This window comes from Rhizobium sp. FKL33, assembly GCF_005222915.1.
GTDB lineage: Bacteria > Pseudomonadota > Alphaproteobacteria > Rhizobiales > Rhizobiaceae > Rhizobium_E.
The window spans coordinates 112,686-135,942 of sequence record NZ_STFX01000005.1 but is presented as its reverse complement, the minus strand read 5'-3'; the positions used below and the strand labels follow the sequence as shown (position 1 = coordinate 135,942).

The 23,257-nt window shown below is 59.7% G+C and carries 22 protein-coding genes and 1 tRNA gene; 16 read left to right on the top strand and 7 right to left on the bottom strand.

What is annotated here, in order from left to right; genetic code table 11:
• Positions 1-61 precede the first annotated feature (61 nt).
• The 5 genes from E8Q41_RS03280 to E8Q41_RS26090 all read left to right on the top strand — a co-directional run bounded on the left by E8Q41_RS03280 (position 62) and on the right by E8Q41_RS26090 (position 4,144).
• A complete protein-coding gene (locus E8Q41_RS03280; protein ID WP_137154074.1) occupies positions 62-505 on the top strand; it encodes a hypothetical protein in 444 nt (147 codons plus the stop codon).
• A 103-nt stretch (positions 506-608) separates the two neighbouring features.
• On the top strand, positions 609-1,310 hold the full coding sequence (locus tag E8Q41_RS03275; protein WP_205910356.1) for a DUF4291 domain-containing protein: 702 nt from the start codon (positions 609-611) through the stop codon (positions 1,308-1,310).
• Between the two features lie 296 nt (positions 1,311-1,606).
• Positions 1,607-3,016 (top strand): cytochrome ubiquinol oxidase subunit I, encoded by a 1,410-nt coding sequence (locus tag E8Q41_RS03270; protein ID WP_137154073.1) that lies wholly within the window; start codon positions 1,607-1,609, stop codon positions 3,014-3,016.
• Entirely contained in the window at positions 3,006-4,010 is a 1,005-nt protein-coding gene (cydB, locus tag E8Q41_RS03265) for a cytochrome d ubiquinol oxidase subunit II (RefSeq protein WP_137154072.1), read from the top strand. Before E8Q41_RS03270 ends, cydB begins: the two co-directional genes overlap by 11 nt.
• Complete coding sequence (locus E8Q41_RS26090; protein WP_281405291.1) at positions 4,010-4,144, top strand: hypothetical protein; 135 nt, start codon at positions 4,010-4,012, stop codon at positions 4,142-4,144. Before cydB ends, E8Q41_RS26090 begins: the two co-directional genes overlap by 1 nt.
• On the opposite strand, the gene E8Q41_RS03260 is transcribed toward E8Q41_RS26090, so the two are convergent.
• From E8Q41_RS03260 to E8Q41_RS03245, 4 genes are all read right to left on the bottom strand, one after another.
• Positions 4,145-4,519, bottom strand: coding sequence for a hypothetical protein (locus E8Q41_RS03260; RefSeq protein ID WP_137154071.1), 375 nt, complete (start codon positions 4,517-4,519; stop codon positions 4,145-4,147). It abuts the gene before it with no gap.
• 62 nt (positions 4,520-4,581) lie between these two features.
• Positions 4,582-6,048: a protein adenylyltransferase SelO gene (locus E8Q41_RS03255; RefSeq protein WP_137154070.1), complete on the bottom strand. Its 1,467-nt coding sequence runs from the start codon at positions 6,046-6,048 to the stop codon at positions 4,582-4,584.
• Positions 6,049-6,126: 78 nt separating this feature from the next.
• Positions 6,127-7,233 carry a calcium:proton antiporter gene (locus E8Q41_RS03250; RefSeq protein ID WP_137154069.1) on the bottom strand — a complete coding sequence of 369 codons (1,107 nt, stop codon included), beginning with the start codon at positions 7,231-7,233 and terminating at the stop codon, positions 6,127-6,129.
• A 137-nt stretch (positions 7,234-7,370) separates the two neighbouring features.
• On the bottom strand, positions 7,371-9,179 hold the full coding sequence (locus E8Q41_RS03245; RefSeq protein WP_246660059.1) for an EAL domain-containing protein: 1,809 nt from the start codon (positions 9,177-9,179) through the stop codon (positions 7,371-7,373).
• A 270-nt stretch (positions 9,180-9,449) separates the two neighbouring features.
• Between E8Q41_RS03245 and E8Q41_RS03240 the strand changes: the two genes are divergently transcribed.
• A complete protein-coding gene (locus tag E8Q41_RS03240) occupies positions 9,450-9,827 on the top strand; it encodes a hypothetical protein (protein ID WP_137154068.1) in 378 nt (125 codons plus the stop codon).
• Positions 9,828-9,894: 67 nt separating this feature from the next.
• On the opposite strand, the gene E8Q41_RS03235 is transcribed toward E8Q41_RS03240, so the two are convergent.
• A tRNA-Ser gene (locus E8Q41_RS03235) sits at positions 9,895-9,985 on the bottom strand.
• Positions 9,986-10,571: 586 nt separating this feature from the next.
• On the opposite strand from E8Q41_RS03235, the gene E8Q41_RS03230 reads away from it, so the two are divergent.
• Positions 10,572-11,660, top strand: coding sequence for a porin (locus E8Q41_RS03230; RefSeq protein WP_137154067.1), 1,089 nt, complete (start codon positions 10,572-10,574; stop codon positions 11,658-11,660).
• Between the two features lie 303 nt (positions 11,661-11,963).
• On the opposite strand, the gene E8Q41_RS03225 is transcribed toward E8Q41_RS03230, so the two are convergent.
• Entirely contained in the window at positions 11,964-14,087 is a 2,124-nt protein-coding gene (locus E8Q41_RS03225; RefSeq protein ID WP_137154066.1) for a lytic transglycosylase domain-containing protein, read from the bottom strand.
• Positions 14,088-14,321: 234 nt separating this feature from the next.
• Between E8Q41_RS03225 and dapA the strand changes: the two genes are divergently transcribed.
• Both dapA and smpB read left to right on the top strand, forming a co-directional pair.
• A complete protein-coding gene (gene dapA / locus E8Q41_RS03220) occupies positions 14,322-15,206 on the top strand; it encodes a 4-hydroxy-tetrahydrodipicolinate synthase (RefSeq protein WP_137154065.1) in 885 nt (294 codons plus the stop codon).
• Between the two features lies 1 nt (position 15,207).
• The gene (gene smpB / locus E8Q41_RS03215; protein ID WP_137154064.1) at positions 15,208-15,687 is read left to right on the top strand and encodes an SsrA-binding protein SmpB; all 480 of its coding nucleotides are present in this window, start codon (positions 15,208-15,210) and stop codon (positions 15,685-15,687) included.
• Positions 15,688-15,781: 94 nt separating this feature from the next.
• Here smpB and E8Q41_RS03210 read toward each other — a convergent pair whose 3' ends face one another.
• Entirely contained in the window at positions 15,782-16,363 is a 582-nt protein-coding gene (locus E8Q41_RS03210; protein ID WP_137154063.1) for an NYN domain-containing protein, read from the bottom strand.
• 648 nt (positions 16,364-17,011) lie between these two features.
• Here E8Q41_RS03210 and rpoZ point away from each other — a divergent pair.
• From rpoZ to era, 7 genes are all read left to right on the top strand, one after another.
• Entirely contained in the window at positions 17,012-17,413 is a 402-nt protein-coding gene (gene rpoZ / locus E8Q41_RS03205; RefSeq protein ID WP_137154062.1) for a DNA-directed RNA polymerase subunit omega, read from the top strand.
• A gap of 116 nt (positions 17,414-17,529) precedes the next feature.
• Positions 17,530-19,755 (top strand): bifunctional (p)ppGpp synthetase/guanosine-3',5'-bis(diphosphate) 3'-pyrophosphohydrolase, encoded by a 2,226-nt coding sequence (locus tag E8Q41_RS03200; RefSeq protein WP_137154061.1) that lies wholly within the window; start codon positions 17,530-17,532, stop codon positions 19,753-19,755.
• A 195-nt stretch (positions 19,756-19,950) separates the two neighbouring features.
• Positions 19,951-20,115 carry a DUF3563 family protein gene (locus E8Q41_RS03195; protein ID WP_137154060.1) on the top strand — a complete coding sequence of 55 codons (165 nt, stop codon included), beginning with the start codon at positions 19,951-19,953 and terminating at the stop codon, positions 20,113-20,115.
• A 191-nt stretch (positions 20,116-20,306) separates the two neighbouring features.
• Positions 20,307-20,711 (top strand): holo-ACP synthase, encoded by a 405-nt coding sequence (gene acpS, locus E8Q41_RS03190; protein ID WP_137154059.1) that lies wholly within the window; start codon positions 20,307-20,309, stop codon positions 20,709-20,711.
• A gap of 103 nt (positions 20,712-20,814) precedes the next feature.
• The gene (gene lepB / locus E8Q41_RS03185; protein ID WP_137154058.1) at positions 20,815-21,597 is read left to right on the top strand and encodes a signal peptidase I; all 783 of its coding nucleotides are present in this window, start codon (positions 20,815-20,817) and stop codon (positions 21,595-21,597) included.
• Positions 21,594-22,325 carry a ribonuclease III gene (rnc, locus tag E8Q41_RS03180; protein ID WP_137154057.1) on the top strand — a complete coding sequence of 244 codons (732 nt, stop codon included), beginning with the start codon at positions 21,594-21,596 and terminating at the stop codon, positions 22,323-22,325. Before lepB ends, rnc begins: the two co-directional genes overlap by 4 nt.
• A gap of 2 nt (positions 22,326-22,327) precedes the next feature.
• Positions 22,328-23,254 carry a GTPase Era gene (era, locus tag E8Q41_RS03175; protein WP_137154056.1) on the top strand — a complete coding sequence of 309 codons (927 nt, stop codon included), beginning with the start codon at positions 22,328-22,330 and terminating at the stop codon, positions 23,252-23,254.
• Positions 23,255-23,257 lie beyond the last annotated feature (3 nt).

The following is a 23,257-nucleotide window of genomic DNA, read 5'->3' as shown; positions in this document are numbered from 1 at the left end:
GAAAGTTGGAGCTGATTAAAATATTATGAGAAAATTCACATATTGGTTTCTGGCTATAGCCATGGGGATTTCGCTTTTTGTATTTTACTTAATTATCTCTGAGTATTATTTTTATAAAAACTTCCCCCGAAGCTCCGTCGATTGGATCGACGACGTGGCGAAAAACGGTTCTTTGCCTTCATGCAACGACGTCAATTCCGATTTACCGGAAAATAATCAGGAGAAGGTGAAAGCGTGCTTTTCAAAACTTCGCTTTGTGTATGGTGATACAGCTGACAGCTTAATTCAAACAGATACCGGATCTGTAGTTCGATATTATGATTGCCCGTCGCAATCCATGAATATGATGTTCAGAATTGAGCACCTGCGCGGTGATTATAGGCTCCACTGCGATTATGCATATTTTCACGATTTTCGAAAGAAAACCTTCCCCGGGCCTGAGCCTATATATACTGGCTCAGATGAGCCAAAGATCTATAAATTTCTTGAGAGTATCGGTTTGTGATTATATAAATTAAAATGACGATGTAGATCGGTTTTATTATTGAGATAGGCTCAGGATAATATTGTAGAAAATGTATAATTTCTATGAAATTGAAACGAGTTAGATGGGTAATATTCTCTCAACGCATGATTTCAGAAATCTGTTTAAACCGCCAGTTGACGTCACCTTTTCATCGAGTAATATTAAATTCATGACAAATTATTCTAATTTTCCAGAAGCCCCTCCTTATCAAATACGCGCGCATTTTACTGACAAAATTATTCGAGTATATCAGGCTTACAGTGATGATATAGCCGATGCTGCTCTCAAGCAGGGAACCTTCGTCTCTCCGCCCTTTAGCATGACCCGCATGACCTGGATAAAGCCCTCGTTCCTTTGGATGATGTATCGGTCCAACTGGGCGCGTAAGGACATAGGCCAGCAACGTATCCTGGCCATCGACATCAGTCACGAGGGCTTCGAGTGGGCGCTTACCCATGCTGCCCTCAGCCATTGCCCCCCTCATATGACACATGAGGAATGGCGAAAGTGGAAGGATGCGTCTCCGGTCGTGATTCAATGGGATCCGGAGCGTGACTTGCTGTTTCGACCCCTCGCGCATCGATCGCTACAGATCGGCCTGGGTCCGACCGCTGTGAACCTATATGTAAACGACTGGATAAGGAACATTACCGACGTTACGCCTCTCGCCAAAAGTGTCGGCGTCTTGGTTGACGCGGGACGGTACGATGAGGTGCTTGATCTGCTCCCGGTCGAGAAAATTTTTGAGCCTTCGTTCAAAATGATCACTCCGGAAAATACATAAATCTTCGATCGGTTCACAAAAGAAGATTTAGGCAGCGATAAACACACGTCGCCTCGGGGCAAGATCGCATTGTTTATCTATTTGAAAATGTTGGATTAAGCGCCTCACAGTTCTTTCGGTTGACTATATTGCGCACCCCTGGAACAATCCCCACTCCCTCCGGTTTTCCTGCGACCAGACCGCACATGGGCGTTTTGTCCAATTGTGAAAAGCCAGTTTGAGATACATCTCCAGTCGTGCCGACATAAGTTCATGACAGGCTCCGGATCTCGGGGCTAATAAAAGGAGTTGGCGCCATGTTTGACCAATTCGACGCGGTTCTTCTCGCGCGCATGCAATTCGCCTTCACCGTATCCTTCCACATCATCTTCCCGGCCTTTTCGATCGGGCTCGCGAGCTATCTCGCCGTGCTCGAGGGCCTGTGGCTGTGGAAGAAGGACCGGGTCTACCTGGAACTTTTCGATTTCTGGAAGACCATCTTCGCCATCGCTTTCGCCATGGGCGTGGTCTCGGGCATCGTCATGTCCTATCAGTTCGGCACCAATTGGTCGGTGTTTTCAGACAAGGCCGGCCCGGTCATCGGCCCGTTGATGGGCTATGAGGTGCTGACCGCCTTCTTCCTCGAGGCGGGCTTTCTCGGCGTCATGCTGTTCGGCCGCAACAAGGTCGGGCCGGGGCTGCATTTCTTCGCCACGCTGATGGTGGCGGTGGGCACGCTGATCTCGGCCACCTGGATTCTGGCGGTGAATTCCTGGATGCAGACGCCGCAGGGTTTCGCCATCAACGACAAGGGCCAGTTCATCCCGACCGACTGGTGGGCCATCGTCTTCAATCCGTCCTTCCCCTACCGGCTCACCCATATGGTGCTCGCCGCCTATCTCACCACGGCCCTGGTGGTCGGCGCAGTCGGCGCCTGGCATCTGCTCCGGCGGCATGCGCCGATCCGTTCGCGCAAAATGCTGTCGATGGCCATGGGCATGATCACCGTGGTCGCGCCTTTGCAGATCCTCGCCGGCGACGCCCATGGGCTGAACACGCTGGAGCATCAGCCCGCCAAGGTCATGGCCATGGAGGGCCATTTTGAAAGCCATCCCGAGGGCGCGCCGCTGATCCTGTTCGGCATTCCCAATCAGGATCAGCAGCGGGTCGATTACGCCGTCCAGATCCCCAAACTCTCGAGCCTGATCCTCAAACATGATCTCAACGCCCCGCTCGCCGGCCTCGATACGGTGCCGCGCGACAAGCAGCCGCCGGTGGCGGTGGTGTTCTGGTCGTTCCGGGTGATGGTGGCGCTCGGCTTCGCCATGCTGGGGCTGGCGCTGGTCAGCCTGTGGCGGCGCTGGAAGGGCGATTTCGCCACCCACCGCTGGTTCCTGCGCTATGCGCTGGCTATGGGTCCCATGGGCTTCGTCGCCGTGCTCGCCGGCTGGGTCACCACTGAAGTCGGCCGTCAGCCCTATACGGTCTATGGCCATCTGCTGACCGCAGAATCGCATTCGCCGATCGCCGCGCCGGCGGTGGCGACCTCGCTGATCGCCTTCATCGTGGTCTATTTCTTCGTCTTCGGCGCGGGCGTCTTCTACATCCTCCGGCTGATGCACCGTCTGCCGCGCGATCCCATGCCGGATCTCGGCGGCGGGCCGATCCGCTCCGCCGGCATCCATCCCGGCCCGGCGCAGATGAAGGAGCCTTCCCATGGCCATTGATTATCCGTTCATCTGGGCCGCCATCATCGCCTTTGCCGTGCTCGCCTATGTCATCCTCGATGGCTTCGATCTCGGCGTCGGCATCCTCTATCCGCTGTTTCCGGACAAGCACGACAAGGATGTGATGATGAACTCGGTCGCCCCGGTCTGGGATGGCAACGAGACCTGGCTGGTGCTGGGGGGAGGCGGCCTTCTCGCCGTCTTCCCGCTTGCCTACGCCACCATCCTGCCGGCGCTCTATATGCCGATCATCCTCATGCTGCTCGGGCTGATCTTCCGCGGCGTCGCTTTCGAATTCCGCTGGCGCACCCATCGCTGGCAGGGTTTTTGGAGCAAGGCCTTCTTCGCCGGCTCCTTCACCGCAGCGCTGTGCCAGGGCATTGCGCTCGGCGCGCTGGTGCAAGGCATCAGAATCGAGAACCGCGCCTATGCCGGCGGCTGGTGGGATTGGCTGACGCCGTTCTCCATCGCCACCGGCGCCGCCGTGGTCATCGGTTACGCGCTGCTCGGCTCGACCTGGCTGGTGATGAAGACGCAGGGCGAACTCGGCGCCAAGGCGCGGCGGCTGGCTTATCTTTCGGCGATCGGCACGCTCGTCGCCATGGGCGTCGTCAGCCTGTGGACGCCGTTCCTCAGCGACGTCTATCTCAGCCGCTGGTTCGCCTGGCCCACCGCCATCTTCAGCGTCATCGTGCCGGTGCTGGTGGCGGGTTGCTTCGCGCTGATGCTCTACGGGCTGAAGGCGCATCGCGACACGCTGCCGTTTCTGGCGGCGCTCGGCCTGTTCATCCTCGCCTATGCCGGCATCGGCATCTCCTTCTATCCCTATATCGTGCCGCCTTCGCTGACGATCTGGGATGCGGCGGCCCCGGATTCGAGCCTCGCCTTCCTGCTGGTGGGCGCGCTGGTGCTGGTGCCGATGATCCTCTGCTACACCGCCTATTCCTACTGGGTGTTCCGCGGCAAGGTGGATCCGGAAGAAGGATATCACTGATGAGTGACAAGGTGGAAAACAAGGAAGGAGGCGCTTCCGCGGGGAAGCGCCTCCTCTGGTTCGTCCTGCTCTGGATCGCCGGGGTCGCCGCCGTCAGCGTCGTCGGTCTGGCGATCCGGACGGTGCTTCTCTGATCACGCGGCGTTGTATTTCGGTCCGCTGCCGGAGACCGCGCTGCTCGTGGCCGAAACCGGATCGCTGGCCGGGAAGGAGCCTTCCAGCCCTTCCTGCAACTGGTCTTCCAGCTCGCCGGTGTCGCCGGCCTGACGGGCCGACAGCCGTTCGGATGCGGGCTTGTCGGTCACGTCGCGCAGCTGGCTCGCGTCCATGCCGGCGATGTCCGCCATCAGCTGGCGGGCGCGGGTTTCGGCGTTCAGCCGGTTCAGATCGCTCTCGTCGCTGTTCGGCATGAAAACCGAAATGATGTCACCGGCCGGGCTGACGAACTCGACCGTAAAGCCCTGTTTGCCGCCTTGTTCTGGAATGACCTGCGATTCGACATTGTCCATGTGAAAATCTCCTGTTCGGTTCATCCCATCAACGTTGGGCAGGGCAGGGAGGTTCCGTCAGCTCAGGTGCCGCAGAAGGTGCGGAGCACCCGCTCATCGGGTTCGGCCGGCAGTTCATAGCGCGCGGGGACATCGGCGCGCTGCTGATAGGGCTCAGCCAGCACCGCATGCAGCCGCTCGAAGGGGCCGTAATCCTCCTGCTCCGTCGCCGCCACGATCGCTTCCTCGATCAGATGGTTGCGCGGGATATAGACGGGATTGACCGCCCGTATCGCGGCAGCGCGCTCGGCGGCAGCGATTTCTTCGCCTTCATGCCGCGCCCGCCACTCGGTCAGCCAGGCTGTGACCGGCGCCCGATCGACGAAAAGCGAGAGCAAGGGGCCGTCATTGTCCTCGGCGGCATCGGCCAGCAGACGGAAAGCGCGGGTGAAATCCACTTCCCCCGCCTGCAGGAGATCGAAGAAACCCTGGATCAGCGCCTCGTCGCCCTCGCGTTCGGTCGTCAGACCCAGCTTGCGTCTCAGCCCCGTCACCCAATGGCCGGTGAAGAGCGGCCCGAAGCGCTGCACCTCCACATTGGCTATTTCCACGGCCGCGTCGAGTTCATCGGCGAGGAGCGGCAACAGCGTCTCGGCCAGCCTTGCGAGGTTCCACTGCGCGATGCCGGCCTGGTTGTGATAGGCGTAGCGTCCGTTCCGGTCGATCGAGCTGAATACCGTGGCCGGATCATAGGCCTCCATGAAGGCGCAAGGACCGAAATCGATCGTTTCGCCCGAGATCGAGGAATTGTCGGTGTTCATCACGCCATGGATGAAGCCGATCTGCATCCAACGCGCCACCAGCGCGCTCTGCCGCTCGGCGACGCGGCGGAGCAGTCCGAGATAGGGATTGGCGTCGTTTTTGAGGTCGGGATAGAGTCGGTCGATGACATAATCGGCCAGCGCCTTGACGCCGTCGGTGTCGCCGCGCGCGGCGAAAAACTGGAAGGTGCCGACCCGCACATGGCTCTTCGCCACCCGCGTCAGGACAGCGCCGGGCAGCGACGTCTCGCGATAGACCTGATCGCCGGTGGCGACGGCCGCCAGCGCCCGCGTCGTCGGCAGACCCAAGGCATGCATGGCTTCGCTGACGATATATTCGCGGATGACGGGGCCGAGCGCGGCCCGGCCGTCGCCGCCGCGCGAATAGGGCGTGCGGCCCGCGCCCTTGAGCTGGATATCCCGCCTGACGCCGTCACGGTCCACCGTCTCGCCGAGCAGAATGGCGCGGCCATCGCCGAGTTGCGGCGAGAAGCCGCCGAACTGATGGCCGGCATAGGCCATGGCGATGGGGATCGATCCATCCGGCACCTGATTGCCGGAAAACACCGCCGCCGCCGTCTCGTCGTCGACAGTCTCCCAGGAGGGTCCGAGTTCGCGGGCGAGATCGCGGTTATAGGCGATGAGCCGCGGGCTCGGCGCGCCGGAGGGATGAACCCTGGCGTAAAACCGGTCGGGCAGGGCGGCATAGGTGTTGACGAAATCGAGCATGGCGCGGCTTTCAAGTCTCGGGAACTGACAGAACACAAATGGGCGCGCAGTGTATCCGGCGCAAGCGCTTTCCTGTCTTTACAGCCCCAGCATGGTCAGCATCACGAAGGCGCCGAACAGCACGAAATGCGTCATGCCCTCGATGGCGTTGGTCTCGCCGTCATTGAGATTGATGGCGGCGGCGATCAGCGTGATCGTCACCATCACCGTCTGCACAGGCGTCATCGCCATGGTGAGCGGTTGCCCGTTGAACAGCGCGATCGCCTCCATGACGGGGACGGTGAGGATGACGGTGGAGAGCGAGGCGCCCATGGCGATGTTGACCACCGCCTGCATGCGGTTGCGAAGCGCGGCCCGAAGCGCAGTCAGGATTTCCGGCGCGGCCGAGATCGCCGCCACCAGCACCGCCATCAGCGCCGGCGGCGCGCCCGTGCCTTCAAGCCCATGATCCAGGAAGGCCGACATGATCTCGGCGAGCCCGCCGATCAGCACGACGCCGAGAATGATCACGCCGATGGAAAAGGCCATCGGCACGCCCTGGTCCCCATGCTCGTCGTCCTCTTCATGCGGCTGCGCCTGTTTGCGGTCCGACGACGTGTAGGCGTAGCTGAAGAAATAGGAATGCTGGCCGACCTGCATGCGCAGGAACAGCGCGTAGAGCGTCACCATCGCGAAGATGGTGAAAGCGGAATAATAATGCCATTTCGCCGCCGGGATGAATTCCGGCACCACCATGGAGATGCCCATGGCCGTCAGGATCATCACCCCATAGGTGCGTCCGGAATCGTTGTTGTAAGGCTGCTCGCCGAAGCGTAGACCCCCGAGCAGCGCCGCAAGCCCGAGAATGCCGTTGATATCCAGCATGACCGCCGAATAGATCGTGTCGCGAACCAACGTCTGAGACTCCGAATCGAGCATCAGGATCGCCAGAATGATCACCTCGACCGCGACCGCCGACAGCGTCAGGATCATCGTGCCATAGGGATCGCCGACCCGGATGGCGAGATGTTCGGCATGTTTTGCGACGCGCACCGAGGCCATGACGATCGCCGCCACCAGCAGCGCCGCCGTTGCGAGGCTGGCGACCTGGCCGAGCCCGAGAAGCCAGTGCTCTCCGCTAAAGGCTGCAAGCGCCGCGAGCGCCGGCACAATGAGGATGAGTTCTTCTCTGGCGAAATTTTTCATTGTTTTCCTCGCGGACGGATCGCTCTAACGTCGGACGCTTGGATGCGTTTCCCTTGACGAATAATTTTCGTGCTTTTTATCCCGCCGAGGCGGCTTTGGGCGAGCGGTTTGGGTCGAAACGCTTTCTTTCCTGGCTTTCAGGCGCGGAGCGCGGCTTGTGCCGCGTCGACGATCCGTCCTCGGACCATCTCGGTCGCCGTCGCGAATGGCACCGCTTTGGAATAGAGAAATCCCTGTCCCAATGCGCACCCGAACTGGATATAGTGTTCTGCCTGCTCGACGGTCTCGACACCCTCGGCAATGATGGTCAAACCCAGGCGTCGGGCGATCTTGATGAGGCCCTCAGTGATGATCCGGCTCGGCCCGTGCGCGGTGACGCCGCGAGTGAATGTCTTGTCGATCTTGATGGCGTCAACAGGTATCGTCATCAGATGCGTCAGCGAAGCAAAGCCGGTTCCAAAATCGTCGAGGGCCACCTTGACGCCATCGCCGCGCAGCCGGCCGATTTCATCGGAAATTGCCCGGTCACGCTGATCGAGATAGACGGATTCCGTCACTTCAACCACCAGCCTGTCGCGCGCGGCGCCGTGACGAGCGCAGGCCTCTTCCAGGCCTCCCCGCAAATTTCCGTTGTGAAAGTCTGCGCTTGAGACGTTCACGCCGACATGGAAGCCCTCGAGTCCCATGGCGCTCCAGCGCGCCAGGTCGCAAGCGACCTTATCGAGCATCACACGCGTGAGTTTCGCAGCGACCCGGGCGTCCTTGGTGGCCTCGTGGAAGGCTGCGGCGGGCGTGATGGAGCCGTCGGCGTTGCGCATGCGGCATAAGGCTTCGAGCCCGAACACGGTCCCTGTCTTCATATTGATGATCGGCTGATAGAAAGCCTCGATGCGCTGCTCGGAAAGGGCTGCCGCCACTTCCCGAATGGCGCGGTACCGTTCGCTGATCGCTGTTCCCATCCCGTCCTGATAGGTCACGAAACTGCCTTTCGCCCGCTCCTTGGCGTGATAGAGGGCGAGATCGGCGTTCTGCCGAATCGTCTCGGAAGACTGACCTGGCCGAATCAGGGCTCCGCCCATCGTGGCGGACGGATGAACCAGGTTGCCGGCGCAATCGCAGGGCGCTTCCAGCGCTTCGCCGATGGCTCGGGCGGCGGCGCCCAGACCCCTGGAGTCGTCCAGCGGCGCAATCACCGCGAATTCATCGCCGCCGAGGCGAAACAGCCGGTTCTCGCCGACGATCGGCGTGATGCGAGACGCGACAGCGCCAATAAGCGCATCGCCCGCGCCGTGCCCGAACGTGTCATTGACCAGCTTCAGATTATCGAGATCGACGAGAATCAAGCCCCAATCCTGATCGGGTTGGGCCAGCATGTCGTTGAATCGGGTGTTGAAACAGGCCCTGTTCGGCAGGCCCGTCATGGAATCCGTGAACGCCAGGCGCTGCCGTTCCCGCACGCGCGCTTCACGCTCGAGAGCGATCGCCGTGAGATGGGTGCTGGCGGCGACGATTTTGTTTTCGAAGTCATTGGGGCCGCGCGTTTCCCGAAAATAGAAGCCGAAGGTGCCGATCACGACGCCTTGACTGAAAATCGGCGTCGACCAGCACGCCTTGAGCCCCAGCGGCAGCGGCAGCGCCTTGTAATCCTCCCAAAGCGGATCATTGGCGATATCGGTGACGATCACCGTTCTTCCCCAAAAGGCCGCCGTGCCGCAAGAACCGACTTTGGGACCGATCGCCAGACCTTCAAGCGCCTCGGAATAGTGCGCGGGCAGAGAGGGCGCGGACAAAGGATGCAGGCGTCCGCTTGAATCCACTTCGAGAACGGAACAGACGACATCCGGCACCATGTCTTCAACCATCGCACAAAGCCTGTCGATGGTTGGCTTCAAAGGTTCGCCGGTGGCGATCAATTCCAGGATCGTATTCTGAAGCGCTTGCAGCATCGCTTTTTCCTATGAACCATTGAACGTATACATCAGTGCTCGCTAAAGGGGGCTTAAGGATTTGCACGCAGACACAGATAATCAGGCGCTGTTTCTCAGAAAACGCGCTAGTCGGCAGTCGGACCGACGAAAAAGCGGATATCTCCCCACAGGGCGTCGATCGCGTCGACGTTCGAACCGCACGCCAAGCCTGTGGGCGCTTTGATGGCGCATGGCGACCAGCAAAATGAGGGGGGCGTGGAGTCCTCATCAAAAATGGCCTGAAAGCAAGTGTTTCGCTATCTGCCGCGATCGATCGTCGCCATTGCAGAAACTTTGCCCGATGAACTTGCGCGGCAGCGCTTTAGGATAAATGTTCACAGCTACGGGCACGTGGTTGCGGTTCAGGAAAAGCACGATGGTCGCCTCAGTCCGCAGCGGCCGCGCCTTCATGGAACATCAGTCCAAACGACGCGCCTGTCCGAAGGGAAAATCCCGGACCGCGATCCATGGCTCGAGGCGCGCGAGAATCGATTCCAGGTGCGCGCCGTCCCTCATTTGCAAATGACTATATATAGGGAAGTGTTCGTGTCGGATCATCGCTTCGACACTTTGCGTGCGCTGACGAGAGTGGCGGAGGAAGCGACATCACAGACACTCCGTCGTTAAGACGGACCGCTACGGTTGAGATGTCGTAAGGTAAAATATCAGCGGATTGAAATCGACGCTTTGAAAATGGCGGAGAAGATGGGATTCGAACCCACGATACCCTTATGAGGTATACTCCCTTAGCAGGGGAGCGCCTTCGACCACTCGGCCACCTCTCCGTTGACGGCGTGGATACCCATAATGATGTGACGGATCAAGCCGTATTCGAATTTGCCTCACATTTTTTTCGGCTCCTGGCGACAGAGTGAAGGACAATCGGAGGAAGGCGCGGGAATCAGAAGGCGAAACCGGCAAGATCGATTCTGTGTCGAAATGATCTTTGATGGTGTGGTCAGAGCTTCGGCATTGCCTGATGTGCGGGGCGATCTTCGCCTCTGCGCCGGATCAAATCGGCCGGAATTCGCTCATCAACCCATATAAGGAAGCCCGGCTCGACCTTGGTTCTCTCTGTGGCGAACCAGTTATGATGTTGAAAATATTAATCATTAGGTAAGGATCGTTAAAACTTTATGGATTTGTGAAGGGTCTGCGGGGAAATGTGTGTCTTTTCTGTAACAAAGGAATTTGAACGAGACCGATTAAACCCGCTCGGCGCAGTTTCCCGATTGCGTCGACTGCTCTCCTCACTATGATCACCCTCGAAGCGGCGGGGATGCCCGATGTCTTCTGAATGGGAGTGGGGCAGGGAACGCCTCAGGCGAAAGAACCCACACCCGAATGAAACATTTTGACTGGAGGTCAGAAATGAACATTAAGAGCCTTCTTCTCGGCTCCGCAGCTGCTCTGGCAGTTGTTTCCGGCGCTCAGGCTGCCGACGCTGTCGTCGCCGCCGAACCGGAACCCATGGAATATGTGAAGGTCTGCGATGCTTACGGCACCGGCTACTTCTACATCCCCGGCACCGAAACCTGCCTCAAGATCGGCGGTCGCGTCCGCTTCGACCTTCAGGCCGCCAACTCCTACGCTCTGGAGAGCGACAACGGCTGGCGCACCAAGTCCCGCGCGGAAATCTACATGGATTCCGCTTCGGACACCGAATACGGCGCGCTGAAGACCCAGTTCGTTGGCCGTCTCGACTTCAATGGCACCTACAATGATGGCGCTGGCACCAGCACCAGCCTCGTCGCCGCCAACATCTCGCTCGCCGGCTTCACCGTTGGTCTGACCGACTCGCTGTTCACCACGATGACCGGCTACGCTGGCGACATCATCAACGACGACGTGGTCTCCTACGGCCAGTTCGAAGTGAACCAGATCAACTACGTCTACGACAACGGCGCTGGCCTCAAGGTCGGTCTCGGCCTCGAAGCTGACGACATTGAAATCGACACCGGTAAGGTGGACGAAGATGGCGAAGCCATCATGAAGGTCGTCAACGGCGAAGACTACATCCCGAACGTCACCGGTGGCGTTGGCTACACGGCTGGCTCCTTCGGCGTCGCCGTGGTTGGCGGTTACGACGAACGTCTCGACGAAGGTGCGATCAAGGGTCGTGTCGACGGCAACTTCGGCGCCTTCTCGGCTTTCGTGATGGCTGCTTGGTCGTCTTCGGGCAACAAGACCAACAACTACGCTCCGGGCGATGCTTCCGGCGCAGCTTGGGGTGACTGGGCTGCTTGGGCTGGCGTCGGCTACAAGGCCGCTGACAACCTCGGCTTCAACGCTCAGATCGCTGGCACCGACAACGACACGCTGGCGATCGCCGCCAACGTCAAGTGGAACCCGGTTGCCGGTCTCCTGATCCAGCCGGAAGTCACCTACTCGTCGTTCGACAACGACAAGGCTGACGGCGACCAGTGGAACGGCATGATCCGCTTCCAGCGCACGTTCTAATCCCTAGCGGATTGGACTTTCAGGTTGACTGTAAGGTCAGCCTCGAAACCCTCGGCATCCGCCGGGGGTTTTTGCGTTGAGGCACGGCTCCATCTTCGGTCGCTTTTTTGTGCGAAGCGCGGGTGATCTGGCGGATTTGATGCTCTGAGGTTTGGCGCTTCAAAGATTGAAACAGCCCATCTCGTGGCGTCGTTTTATGTTCTCCGCAAACGGGGGCAGATGACGTCAGTCACAATGACTGCTTCTGCGGTCGCTCATGCTGAAGGCGCAAGGGGCGCCCGTAAACCGCGGCAGGAAAGAACCTCACTGACGTCCGGCTGTCAGATCGCTGGCGATATCGGCAGGCTGGTTCAGCAGCGCCTTGTAGACCTGGTAATTCTCCATGACCTTCTGCACATAGTCGCGCGTTTCCTGGAAGGGGATGGTCTCGATCCAGTCGACGACGTCATCCAGCTTTTTTTTGCGCGGATCGCCATAACGTTTGATCCATTGCGGAATGCGCCCCGGGCCGGCGTTGTAGGCGGCGAAGGTGAGGATATAGGAGCCCTTGAACTTGTCGATCTGCTCGCCGAGATAGTGCGAGCCGAGCGTGGCGTTGTAGCCGGGATCCTCGATCAGCTTTTCCTCCGCCCAGGCAAGCTGGTGTTTCGCCGCGAGCGTCTTGGCTGTGGAGGGAAGAATCTGCAGAAGACCGCGGGCGTCGGCGGGTGAAACCGCCTTCGGGTTGAACGCGCTTTCCTGTCGGGCGATCGCATAAGCAAGCGCCTTGCCGGCCCCTGAAATATCGGCGCTGTCCGGTATCGCTCCGAGCGGGAAGGCGGCCATTCCGGGATCGTGTCCCTGATTGAGCGCCGTCTTGCCGATCGCTAGGGCCAGAGCCGGTCCCTGGGCGCTCAAGGCTGAATCGGCGAGCGCCTGCAGTTCCGTCGGACTTTCCAGCGTCCGCGCCAGGGCAAGATAGAGCCTTCGGGCGCGACCGTCCTGCCCGCATTGCAGCATCAGTTCGATCGCCTGCATTTCCGGCCGGTTCTTCATCAGCGACACGATATCCGCCAGAGGCCGATAGCGTTGTTGCGGCCGGATGGCGACGCCGATGCGCGATGCGGCCAGCTGTCCATAAAAGGTCGCGGGATAGTCGGACGCCTTGAGAAAAAAGGCCTTGGCGTCGCCGCCGCTGCCGGCTTCGGCGGCGCGTCCGAGCCAGTAGTAGGCGCGGGCCTGATCATGCGCCCTGCGGCTGGCCGCCAGGATCGCGTTGAAATGCTGGACGGCGCGCTTGGGGTCTTTCAATCCCCTAAGCGCGTACCAGCCTGCATGGAATTCCGCCTCGACGATATCGGAAGGCGCCGTGGACAGATGCGCTGCCGCGAGCTTGTAGGCGTCAGCCGCCCGGCCTTGTTCGAGCAGCATTCGGCTGACGATCCGGGTTTCCACCCACCATGCGCCGGGATCCACCAAAGCGGCCTGGTCCTTTGGCGCGGACGCCAGCAATTGCGCCGCTTCCCGGAAGCGGCGCGCGTAACGAGCCTGCTTGACGGAGGCGAAGAGAAAGGCTGGATCCTGGCCGAAATTGCCCCGCGCCTGGTCGAGCAGGTCCTTCGCCTTCTTGTCCCGTTTGACGACGCCGATAAAGGCTTGGGCCAGTGGTTCGGCCTTGCCGAGGGCGGCGAAGCGCGCCGCCTGCGCGAATTTCTCTGCATAGAGCAGGCGAACGAGTCTCGCCCTGTGGTTCTCAGCGCTCATTCGCGCGCCGAATTCCGTCAGAAGTCGATCCTCTGCAGCCACATCGAACAGGCGTGTGGACCAGAGTTTTTCAAGACGGGTGTTCGCGCCCGCCTCGTCGCCGGCCGCAATGCGCGCGCGGATCAGCAGGATCTCGCCTTCGAGGCTCTGGGCCTGCGTCGCGCCGATCGCGGCGGCTGCCGTTTGAGGGGCGATGTTTTCGCGAAACAACGCTTTTTCGAGGTTTTCCTCGATATCGTCGAGCGCCGGCCATCCGTGAAGCATGGTTTTCGCCATCAGCAGTTCCGAACTCGGCGTGGCCGTCTGGCCCGACACCGCGATCGCCCAGGTCAACGTCTTCCATTCGACGCTGCCGGGGGGCAGGCGATCCCGCCAGGCGATGGCGGAGAGCGTATCGCGGATCTGCAGCGCCATGAAGCCGGCACGCAGGCTTTCGCTGGCCTGCAGGGGTAGGTCGGCGGCCGGCGTTTGCATCACCGGCGGCGCCGCGGTCACGGCAGGATCGACCAGGGAAAGCCGCTCGGATTTTTCCGTCTGCGGTCTGGCCGGACGGGGAGGGATCGACAGCGTCTTGGCGCTTTCGTCGGGCGGAGCGGGCGTCGGTTGCGCGCGGCCGCCGATGAACGCCGCCATGGCGCCGGCGCCGGCCGTGCATACGAGGATGGCGATGAAGGCGCGCTTCATGTCATTGGCTCCGCCGCGTCCGACATTGGTGTCGGGTCTGCTGAGAACAATCAGCCGTCAGTCTGGTAAATCCTTGGTTAATGACGATGAAATCAACTTTCCGCGACATGAAAAGCCGATTATGACGCCCCTATTCGTCTTGCTGCGATCTGTCGGCTTCTATATGGTCCGACAACCCGTAAAAAGCGATTGCGGCTAAAGAATGGGCCGGTCGGCCGATGAGGAGTTCACTACATGTTCAAGGGTTCCATTCCCGCACTTTTGACGCCGTTCGCTGAGGATGGCGGCGTTGATGAAGCTAGCTTTGCCGCGCATGTCGAATGGCAGATCGCCGAGGGCAGCACGGGGCTCGTGCCGGTCGGCACCACGGGCGAGTCGCCGACATTGAGCCATGCCGAGCATAAGCGGGTGGTGGAACTCTGTGTCGAAGTCGCCAAGGGTCGCGTTCCGGTCATCGCCGGCGCAGGCTCGAACAACACCGTCGAAGCCATCGAACTCGCCCAACATGCCGAAAAGGCCGGCGCGGATGCGCTGCTGGTGGTGACGCCCTATTATAACAGGCCGACCCAAAAGGGCTTGATCGCGCATTACTCCGCCATCGCCGAGGCCGTGAGCCTGCCGATCGTGATTTACAACATTCCCGGTCGCTCGGTGATCGATATGACGCCGGAGACGATGGGCAAGCTGGCGGAAACCTACAAGAACATCGTCGGCGTCAAGGACGCCACCGGCAAGATCGAGCGCGTGTCCGAGCAACGCATCACCTGCGGCAAGGATTTCATCCAGCTGTCGGGCGAAGACGCCACCGCGCTCGGTTTCAACGCCCATGGCGGCGTTGGCTGTATTTCGGTCACCGCCAATGTCGCGCCGAAACTCTGCGCCGAGTTCCAGACCGCGACCCTGGCTGGCAACTATGCCCGTGCGCTCGAGTTGCAGGACAAACTGATGCCGCTGCACAAGGCGATTTTCATGGAGCCCGGCGTATGCGGCGCAAAATATGCCCTGTCCAAGCTCGGCCGCATGAGTCGCGCCGTTCGCTCGCCTTTGGTGCCGGTTCTCGAGCCCGCGACGGAGGCTGCGCTTGACAATGCGCTCAGGCATGCCGATCTAATCAGCTGAGATGACACACAAAGGCAGACCAACAGACGTCCGGAAAGTTGTCGCGGAAAACCGCAAGGCCCGCTTCAACTACGAAATTCTGGATACATATGAAGCGGGCTTGGTGCTGACCGGCACCGAGGTCAAATCGTTGCGCGAAGGAAAGGCCAATATTGCCGAAGCTTATGCCAGCGACGAGAATGGCGAGATCTGGCTGATCAATTCCTATCTGCCCGAATATCTGCAAGCCAATCGCTTCAACCACGCGCCGCGCCGGCCGCGCAAATTGCTGCTGTCGATGAAGGAAATTGGCCGCATGCGCATTGGCATCAGCCGCGAAGGTATGACGCTTGTGCCGCTCAAGGTCTATTTCAATGATCGTGGCCGGGCCAAGCTGGAACTGGCGCTGGCCAAGGGCAAGAAGCTGCATGACAAGCGTGAGACCGAAAAGCAGCGCGACTGGAACCGCGAAAAGGGCCGATTGCTTCGCGACCGCGGCTGACCGCAGTCACCTCGCTTTGACATCGCAGCTGACATGTTCCGCATAAACGAAAGGGCGCCTGTGCGCCCTTTTGTAATTCCTGTGACAGGATCGATCAGACGTCAACGTCTTCGTTGACCGGTTCGGGAGCCGGGCGCGGCGCGCGCTCGGACGGATCGCGTCCGACTTCTGCCTTCAGTGTCATAAGGTCAATGAAATGATCGGCCTGACGCCGAAGATCGTCGGCGATCATCGGCGGCTGGGTCGACATGGTCGAGACCACGGACACCTTGCGGCCCTTGCGCTGCAGCGCCTCGACGAGCGTCGTGAAGTCGCCATCGCCGGAGAAGATCACCAGATGATCTACGACTTCGGATTGTTCCATGGCGTCGATCGCCAATTCGATGTCCATATTGCCCTTGATCTTGCGACGACCAAGCGAATCGGTGAATTCCTTGGCGGGCTTGGTAATGACCTTGTAGCCGTTATAATCCAGCCAGTCGATCAGGGGCCGGATGGACGAATATTCCTGATCCTCGATCAACGCAGTGTAATAATAGGCCCGCAGCAGATAACCGCGCTTCTGGAACGCCTTGAGAAGTTTCCGATAATCGATATCAAACCCTAGGCTTTTGGAAGCGGCGTAAAGGTTGGCTCCATCGATAAACAACGCAATTTTTTCGCGCGGATCAAACATGTTTATTCCTGTTCGGTTGCAACATCGCAACGATCTACCTGAGAGACCGCAGCCCTATATTTTCCCTCGAATAATTCAAGTATTTTATGAATCATTCATATAAGAGTCTTTTTAATTTATTAAGACGCGCTTTCCAAGGATTTTTTGAAGGTAGGGTGCGGGGGACGATTATCTTTTGGTGGGGGCGGAGGCGAACTATCCTTTCTGGCGCCCAATCGGGGTAACTCCGTAAATGCTCCCGCAGCAATTTTCCCGGGTTGAGAGTGGGTGCGGTAGTCATTTATCTTATATAATATGCGATCGATAAACAGATAGGAACCAAAATATATTGATCTGGTGATGTTCGTGTTGCGATCGCTGTTGCATTAGGAAATATGTCTAATGATCCGTTGTATTTTCGGGAATCTCGCGAAGTAAGTGATATTCGAAATCGCCGATCGGCCCCGATGATCCTTTGTTGGAGGCGCAAGAGGCTATCGGCCGGCGCATTTTGCCTTCGCTTTGAGTGGCGACGGCAGCGCGGCGAAGGCGATCAGGAGCAGCGTCTCGACAAAAACACGGAGTCGACAGCCGCGCCATCTTGAAATCCCCGCCTAAAAACTGTAACGCCACGGGCTTGACATCTATGAAAACGAATAAGGACAGGCAATGGCCCGCGTCACGGTAGAAGATTGCATCGACAAGGTCGACAATCGATTCGAGTTGGTTTTGTTGGCGAGCCACCGCGCCCGCCTCATTTCTCAGGGCGCGCCGATCACCATCGATCGCGACAACGACAAGAATCCTGTGGTGGCTCTGCGCGAAATCGCCGACGAGATGCTCTCGCCCGGCGATCTCAAGGAAGATCTGATCCACTCGCTGCAGAAGCATGTGGAAGTGGACGAGCCGGAACCCGATGCATCCTCGCTGATCGCGTCTGAAAGCTCCGCCGAGGTCGGCGACGAGGATGAAGAACAGCCCGATACGCTGAACTTCGACCAGATGTCGGAAGAAGAACTGCTCGCCGGCATCGAAGGTCTCGTTCCGCCGGAGAAGAACGACGATTATTAATGCTTCGCTAGTCATCGCCCTGCAATAAGGGTGTCAGCGACAAGCGTTGTGTTTCTAGAATCAGGCGCCGGTCTTATGATCGGCGCTCTCTTTGTTTTTGCGGGAGCCGCCCCTTCATGATGCGCCAATATGAGCTCGTCGAGCGCGTCCAGAAATACAAGCCGGACGTGAACGAAGCGCTTCTGAACAAGGCCTATGTCTACGCCATGCAGAAGCATGGCCTTCAGAAGCGCGCCAGCGGCGACCCCTATATCTCGCATCCGCTCGAAGTGGCGGCCATTCTTACCGACATGCATCTCGATGAGTCGACCATCGCGGTCGCGCTCCTGCATGACACGATCGAGGACACGTCGGCGACGCGCGACGAGATCGACCGTCTGTTCGGCGAGGATATCGGCCGCCTGGTCGAGGGCCTCACCAAGATCAAGAAGCTCGACCTCGTCTCGCGAAAGGCCAAGCAGGCGGAAAACCTCCGCAAGCTGCTGCTCGCCATTTCCGACGACGTGCGCGTGCTTCTGGTGAAACTGGCCGACCGCCTGCACAATATGCGCACGCTCGACCATATGACCCAGGAAAAGCGGGCCCGCATTTCCGAGGAGACGATGGACATCTATGCGCCGCTCGCCGGCCGCATGGGTATGCAGGACATGCGCGAGGAGTTGGAAGAACTTTCCTTCCGCCACATCAATCCCGAGGCGCATGCGACGATCTCCCGCCGTCTGGAGGAATTGTCCGAGCGGAACGCCGATCTCGTCCAGCGGATCGAGCAGGAACTGACCGAGCTTCTGAACGTCAACGGCCTGGGCAAGGCTTTCGTGAAGGGGCGTCAGAAGAAGGCCTATTCGGTCTTTCGCAAGATGCAGTCGAAGTCGCTGTCTTTCGAACAGCTGTCCGACGTCTATGGCTTCCGGGTCATCGTCGAGCAGGTGCCGGACTGCTATAAGGCCCTCGGCATCGTGCATACGCGGTGGCGCGTCGTGCCGGGCCGGTTCAAAGATTATATTTCGACGCCGAAGCAGAACGACTATCAGTCGATCCACACCACCATCGTCGGCCCGGCGCGCCAGCGCATCGAACTGCAGATCCGCACGCGTCGCATGCATGAGATCGCCGAATATGGCATCGCGGCGCATACGCTTTACAAGGATGGAACCAACAGCCAGGGCGGGGAGGGCGCCAACCGCCAGTCCAACGCCTATTCCTGGCTGCGCCTGACCATCGAATCGCTGGCGGAAGGTGACAATCCCGAGGAATTCCTCGAGCACACCAAGCTGGAGCTTTTCCAGGACCAGGTGTTCTGCTTCACGCCCAAGGGCAAACTGATCGCGCTGCCGCGCGGCGCGACTCCGATCGATTTCGCCTATGCCGTTCACACCAATATAGGCGACACCTGCGTCGGCGCCAAGATCAACGGTCGCATCATGCCGCTGGTGACGCGGCTCGCCAATGGCGACGAGGTCGAGATCATCCGCTCGGGCGTGCAGGTTCCTCCCGCCGCCTGGGAAGAGATCGTCGTCACCGGTAAGGCGCGTTCAGCCATCCGCCGCGCCACCCGTCTTGCCATCCGCAAGCAATATGCGGGCCTCGGCCAGCGCATCCTGGAGCGCACCTTCGAGCGCGCCGGCAAGGTCTTCTCGCGCGACGTGATGAAGCCGTCGCTGCACCGCCTCGGCCACAAGGAAGTCGAGGACGCCATCGCTGCCGTCGGTCGCGGTGAGATGTCGTCGCTCGACGTGCTCAAGGCCTGTTTCCCGGATTACCAGGACGAACGCGTCACGGTGAAAAGCAACGAGGAAGGCTGGTTCAACGTCCGCAGCGCCCAGGGCATGATCTTCAAGATCCCCGAGGGTCAGAAGAAGCGCGTGGACGCCGCGCCGGATGGCGCCGAGCCGGGTCCGGAACTCTTCCGCGGCCTGTCGCGCGACATTGAGGTGCATTTCGCGCCTTCCGGCGCCGTGCCCGGCGATCGCATCGTCGGCATTCACGACGGCGATCACGCCATCACAGTCTATCCCATCCAGTCGCCGTCCCTGCAGAAGTTCGATGAATTGCCGGAGCGCTGGATCGATATCCGCTGGGATCTCGACGAGGCCAACAAGGCGCGCTTCGTCGCCCGCATCCTGATCAACGCCATCAATGAGCCCGGCACGCTCGCCACGATCGCCCAGTCGATCGGCACGGCGGATGTGAATATCCGCACCATGTCGATGGTGCGGGTGGCCTCCGATTTCACCGAAATGGCGATCGACGTGGAGGTCTGGGATCTCCGGCAGCTCAGCCATCTCCTGGCGCAGCTCAAGGATCTGCAATGCGTCTCGACGGTCAAACGCGTCTTCGATTGAAAAGCGAGCTCGGATCGCCGGCAAAACCGGCAATCTGCGCGTTCGTTAATCGTATTCCGCGTTTGATTTAGTCAGATTTAACCAGGCATGCTTTCGCTGCATGGCAGCGTCGATCAAAGCAAACTTGTGCATCGCAGCAGATGAACTATCTTAGTAATCACAAGGGAGGAACAACGGAAAGCAAAGGAGTTTCCAATGTTCGGCTATGTTTCTAAGATCGCCAATCGCCTGCGTGGTCCCTCGGTGGAAGATCGCGAAATGGCTTATCTGAATGCTGCTGCGGATCGCATCGATCTCGAATATCGTCAGCGTCAGGTTGATCGCGGCATGTTCCGCAATCGCGCCGTCAACTTCCTCTGAGCGAAGTTCGAGGCTGGGAGCAAGTCTCCTGTCAAGATCAGGCTGGCGCCCGCGCCGGCCTTATTTTTTGGCCGTTCCGCCGTCCGCCGCGGAAAAATGCCGGTGGGCGTGGCTGATCCGTTGCGTCCTCCAATTTCCGCGCCTATGTGCTGTCGCGAGGAAATACCGCGCGATCGGCAAAAGGACAGAGAATGATCATCGGCATCGGTAGCGATCTGATCGACATCAGGCGAGTGGAAAAGTCACTCGAACGGTTCGGGGAGCGGTTCACCAGGCGCTGTTTCACTGATGTCGAACGGGCGAAGTCCGAAGGCTACAAGAACCGCGCCGCGTCCTACGCGAAGCGTTTCGCCGCCAAGGAAGCCTGCTCCAAAGCGCTCGGCACTGGTCTCGCCCAGGGCGTTCTCTGGAAAGACATGGGCGTCATCAATCTTCCCGGCGGCAAACCGACTATGAAGCTGACCGGCGGGGCGGCGGAACGGCTCGCGACGCTTGTGCCGAATGGACACAAACCGGTCATCCACGTCACCATCACCGATGATTTTCCGCTTGCTCAAGCCTTCGTGATCATCGAAGCCGTGCCGGAAACAGTCTGAACAAGACAGCGATAGGGGCAAAGCTTGCCGCCGGCGGGGGAAAGAGCTAGACAGAGCGAAAAACCGCCGCTGTTGCAGGGCCGGCGGATGTCAAGAGGAATGAATGAGCGTGACCGAACATCGCAAGCCGGAAGAGAAAAACGCCTTCTGGGAAACCATTGTCGTCCTGTTCCAGGCGTTTCTGCTGGCCGGCGTCATTCGCACGGTTCTGCTCCAGCCCTTCACCATCCCGTCGGGTTCGATGATGCCGACGCTGCTGATCGGCGACTATCTGCTGGTCAACAAGTTCTCCTACGGCTATTCGCGCTATTCGCTGCCGCTCTACAATCCCGACTGGTTCGAAGGCCGTCTGTTCGGCAGCGAACCCGCGCGCGGCGACGTCGTCGTCTTCCGGCTGCCGAGCGATCCGTCGATCGATTACATCAAGCGCGTCGTGGGCCTGCCCGGCGACCGCATCCAGGTCAAGAACGACGTCCTCTACATCAATGACAAGGCTGTCGAGCGCAAGGAAGACGGCACCTTCACCACCGATGAGGAGGACACCGAAGGCGTCGGCGTGCAGTATAGCCGCGACTATCAGGGCGTTCCGGTTTTCCGCGAGACCTTCGACAACGGCGTGAGCTTCGATACGCTCGACCTGACGCCGACTGGCGAAGGCGACAACACCCAGGTCTTCACCGTGCCGGCCAAGCACTATTTCATGATGGGCGACAACCGCGACAACTCCGCCGACAGCCGTTTCCAGGTCGGCTACGTGCCGGAAGAGAATCTGGTGGGCCGCGCGAGCTTCATCATCTTCTCGATCGCCAATCGCACGCCGTTCCTGCATGTCTGGAAATGGCCCGCCAATCTGCGCTATGAGCGCTTCTTCAAGGCGATCAAATGAGCCGGAAGTCGGTCATCTCGCCTGACGAACGCGACAGGCTGGAAGCCCTTATCGGCTATAGCTTCAATGACAAGAACCGGCTGGAGCGGGCGATGACCCATTCCAGCGCCCGCGTCGCCAAGGGCGGCAATTACGAGCGGCTGGAATTTCTCGGCGACCGCGTGCTCGGCCTCTGCATCGCCGAACTCCTGTTCACCACATACAAGACCGCCGCCGAAGGCGAATTGTCGGTGCGGTTGAACAAGCTCGTTTCGGCCGAAGCCTGCGCCGAAGTGGCCGACCAGATGGAACTGCATCGCTATATTCGCACCGGCGCCGATCTCAAGAAGATCACCGGCGAGCGGATGAAGAATGTCCGAGCCGACGTGGTGGAAAGCCTGATCGCCGCCATCTATCTCGACGGAGGGCTCGAGTCCGCGCGCGGCTTCGTTCTCCGCCAATGGCGCGACCGGGCGACGCGCGCCGAACCCATGCGCCGCGATCCAAAGACCGAACTGCAGGAATGGGCGCATCAGAAATTCGGTTTCGCGCCGACCTATCGGATCGAGGACCGCAGCGGCCCCGATCATGCGCCTGAATTCACCGTGCTCGTCGAAATCGGCGATCTCGCCCCCGAAAGAGGCGTGGACCGCTCCAAGCGCGCCGCCGAGCAGGTCGCTGCGCGCAAGATGCTGGAGCGTGAAGGCGTCTGGGCTCCGGAGCCCGCACTCAACGGATTGGAAAAATAAGTATGGAAGACACCGAAATCACGGGCGAAACCACTGCTCCGACCCGCTCCGGCTTCGTCGCCCTGATCGGCGCCACCAATGCCGGCAAATCGACGCTGGTCAATCGGCTGGTGGGCGCGAAAGTGTCGATCGTGTCGCACAAGGTCCAGACGACGCGGGCGATCATTCGCGGCATCGCCATCCACGACAACGCCCAGATCGTGTTCATGGATACGCCCGGCATCTTCAAGCCGCGCCGCCGTCTCGACCGCGCCATGGTGACTACCGCCTGGGGCGGGGCCAAGGACGCCGACGTGATCGTGCTGCTGATCGACGCCGAGCGCGGCATCAAGGGCGACGCCGAGAAGATTCTCGAAGCGTTGAAGGACGTCAAGCAGCCCAAGGTTCTGGCGCTCAACAAGGTCGACCAGGTCAAGCGCGAGACGCTGCTGGCGCTGGCCCAGGAAGCCAATGAGATGGTCGGCTTCGAGGCTACCTTCATGATTTCCGCGCTCAACGGATCGGGCTGCGAGGACATGATGAACTACCTCTCGCAGACGCTGCCCGAAGGCCCCTGGTATTATCCCGAAGACCAGATTTCCGACCTGCCGATGCGGCAGCTGGCAGCCGAGATCACCCGCGAGAAACTCTTCCTGCGCCTGCATCAGGAACTGCCTTACGCCTCGCATGTCGAGACGGAGAAGTGGGAAGAGCGCAAGGATGGCTCGGTGCGCATCGAGCAGGTGATCTATGTCGAGCGCGACAGCCAGAAGAAGATCGCCCTCGGCAAGGGCGGCGAGGCCATCAAGGCCATCTCGACGGCGGCGCGCAAGGAGATCTCGGAAATCCTCGAACAGCCCGTGCATCTCTTCCTGTTCGTCAAGGTGCGCGAAAACTGGGGCGACGACCCCGAGCGCTTCCGCGAAATGGGTCTCGACTTCACCAAGTGATCC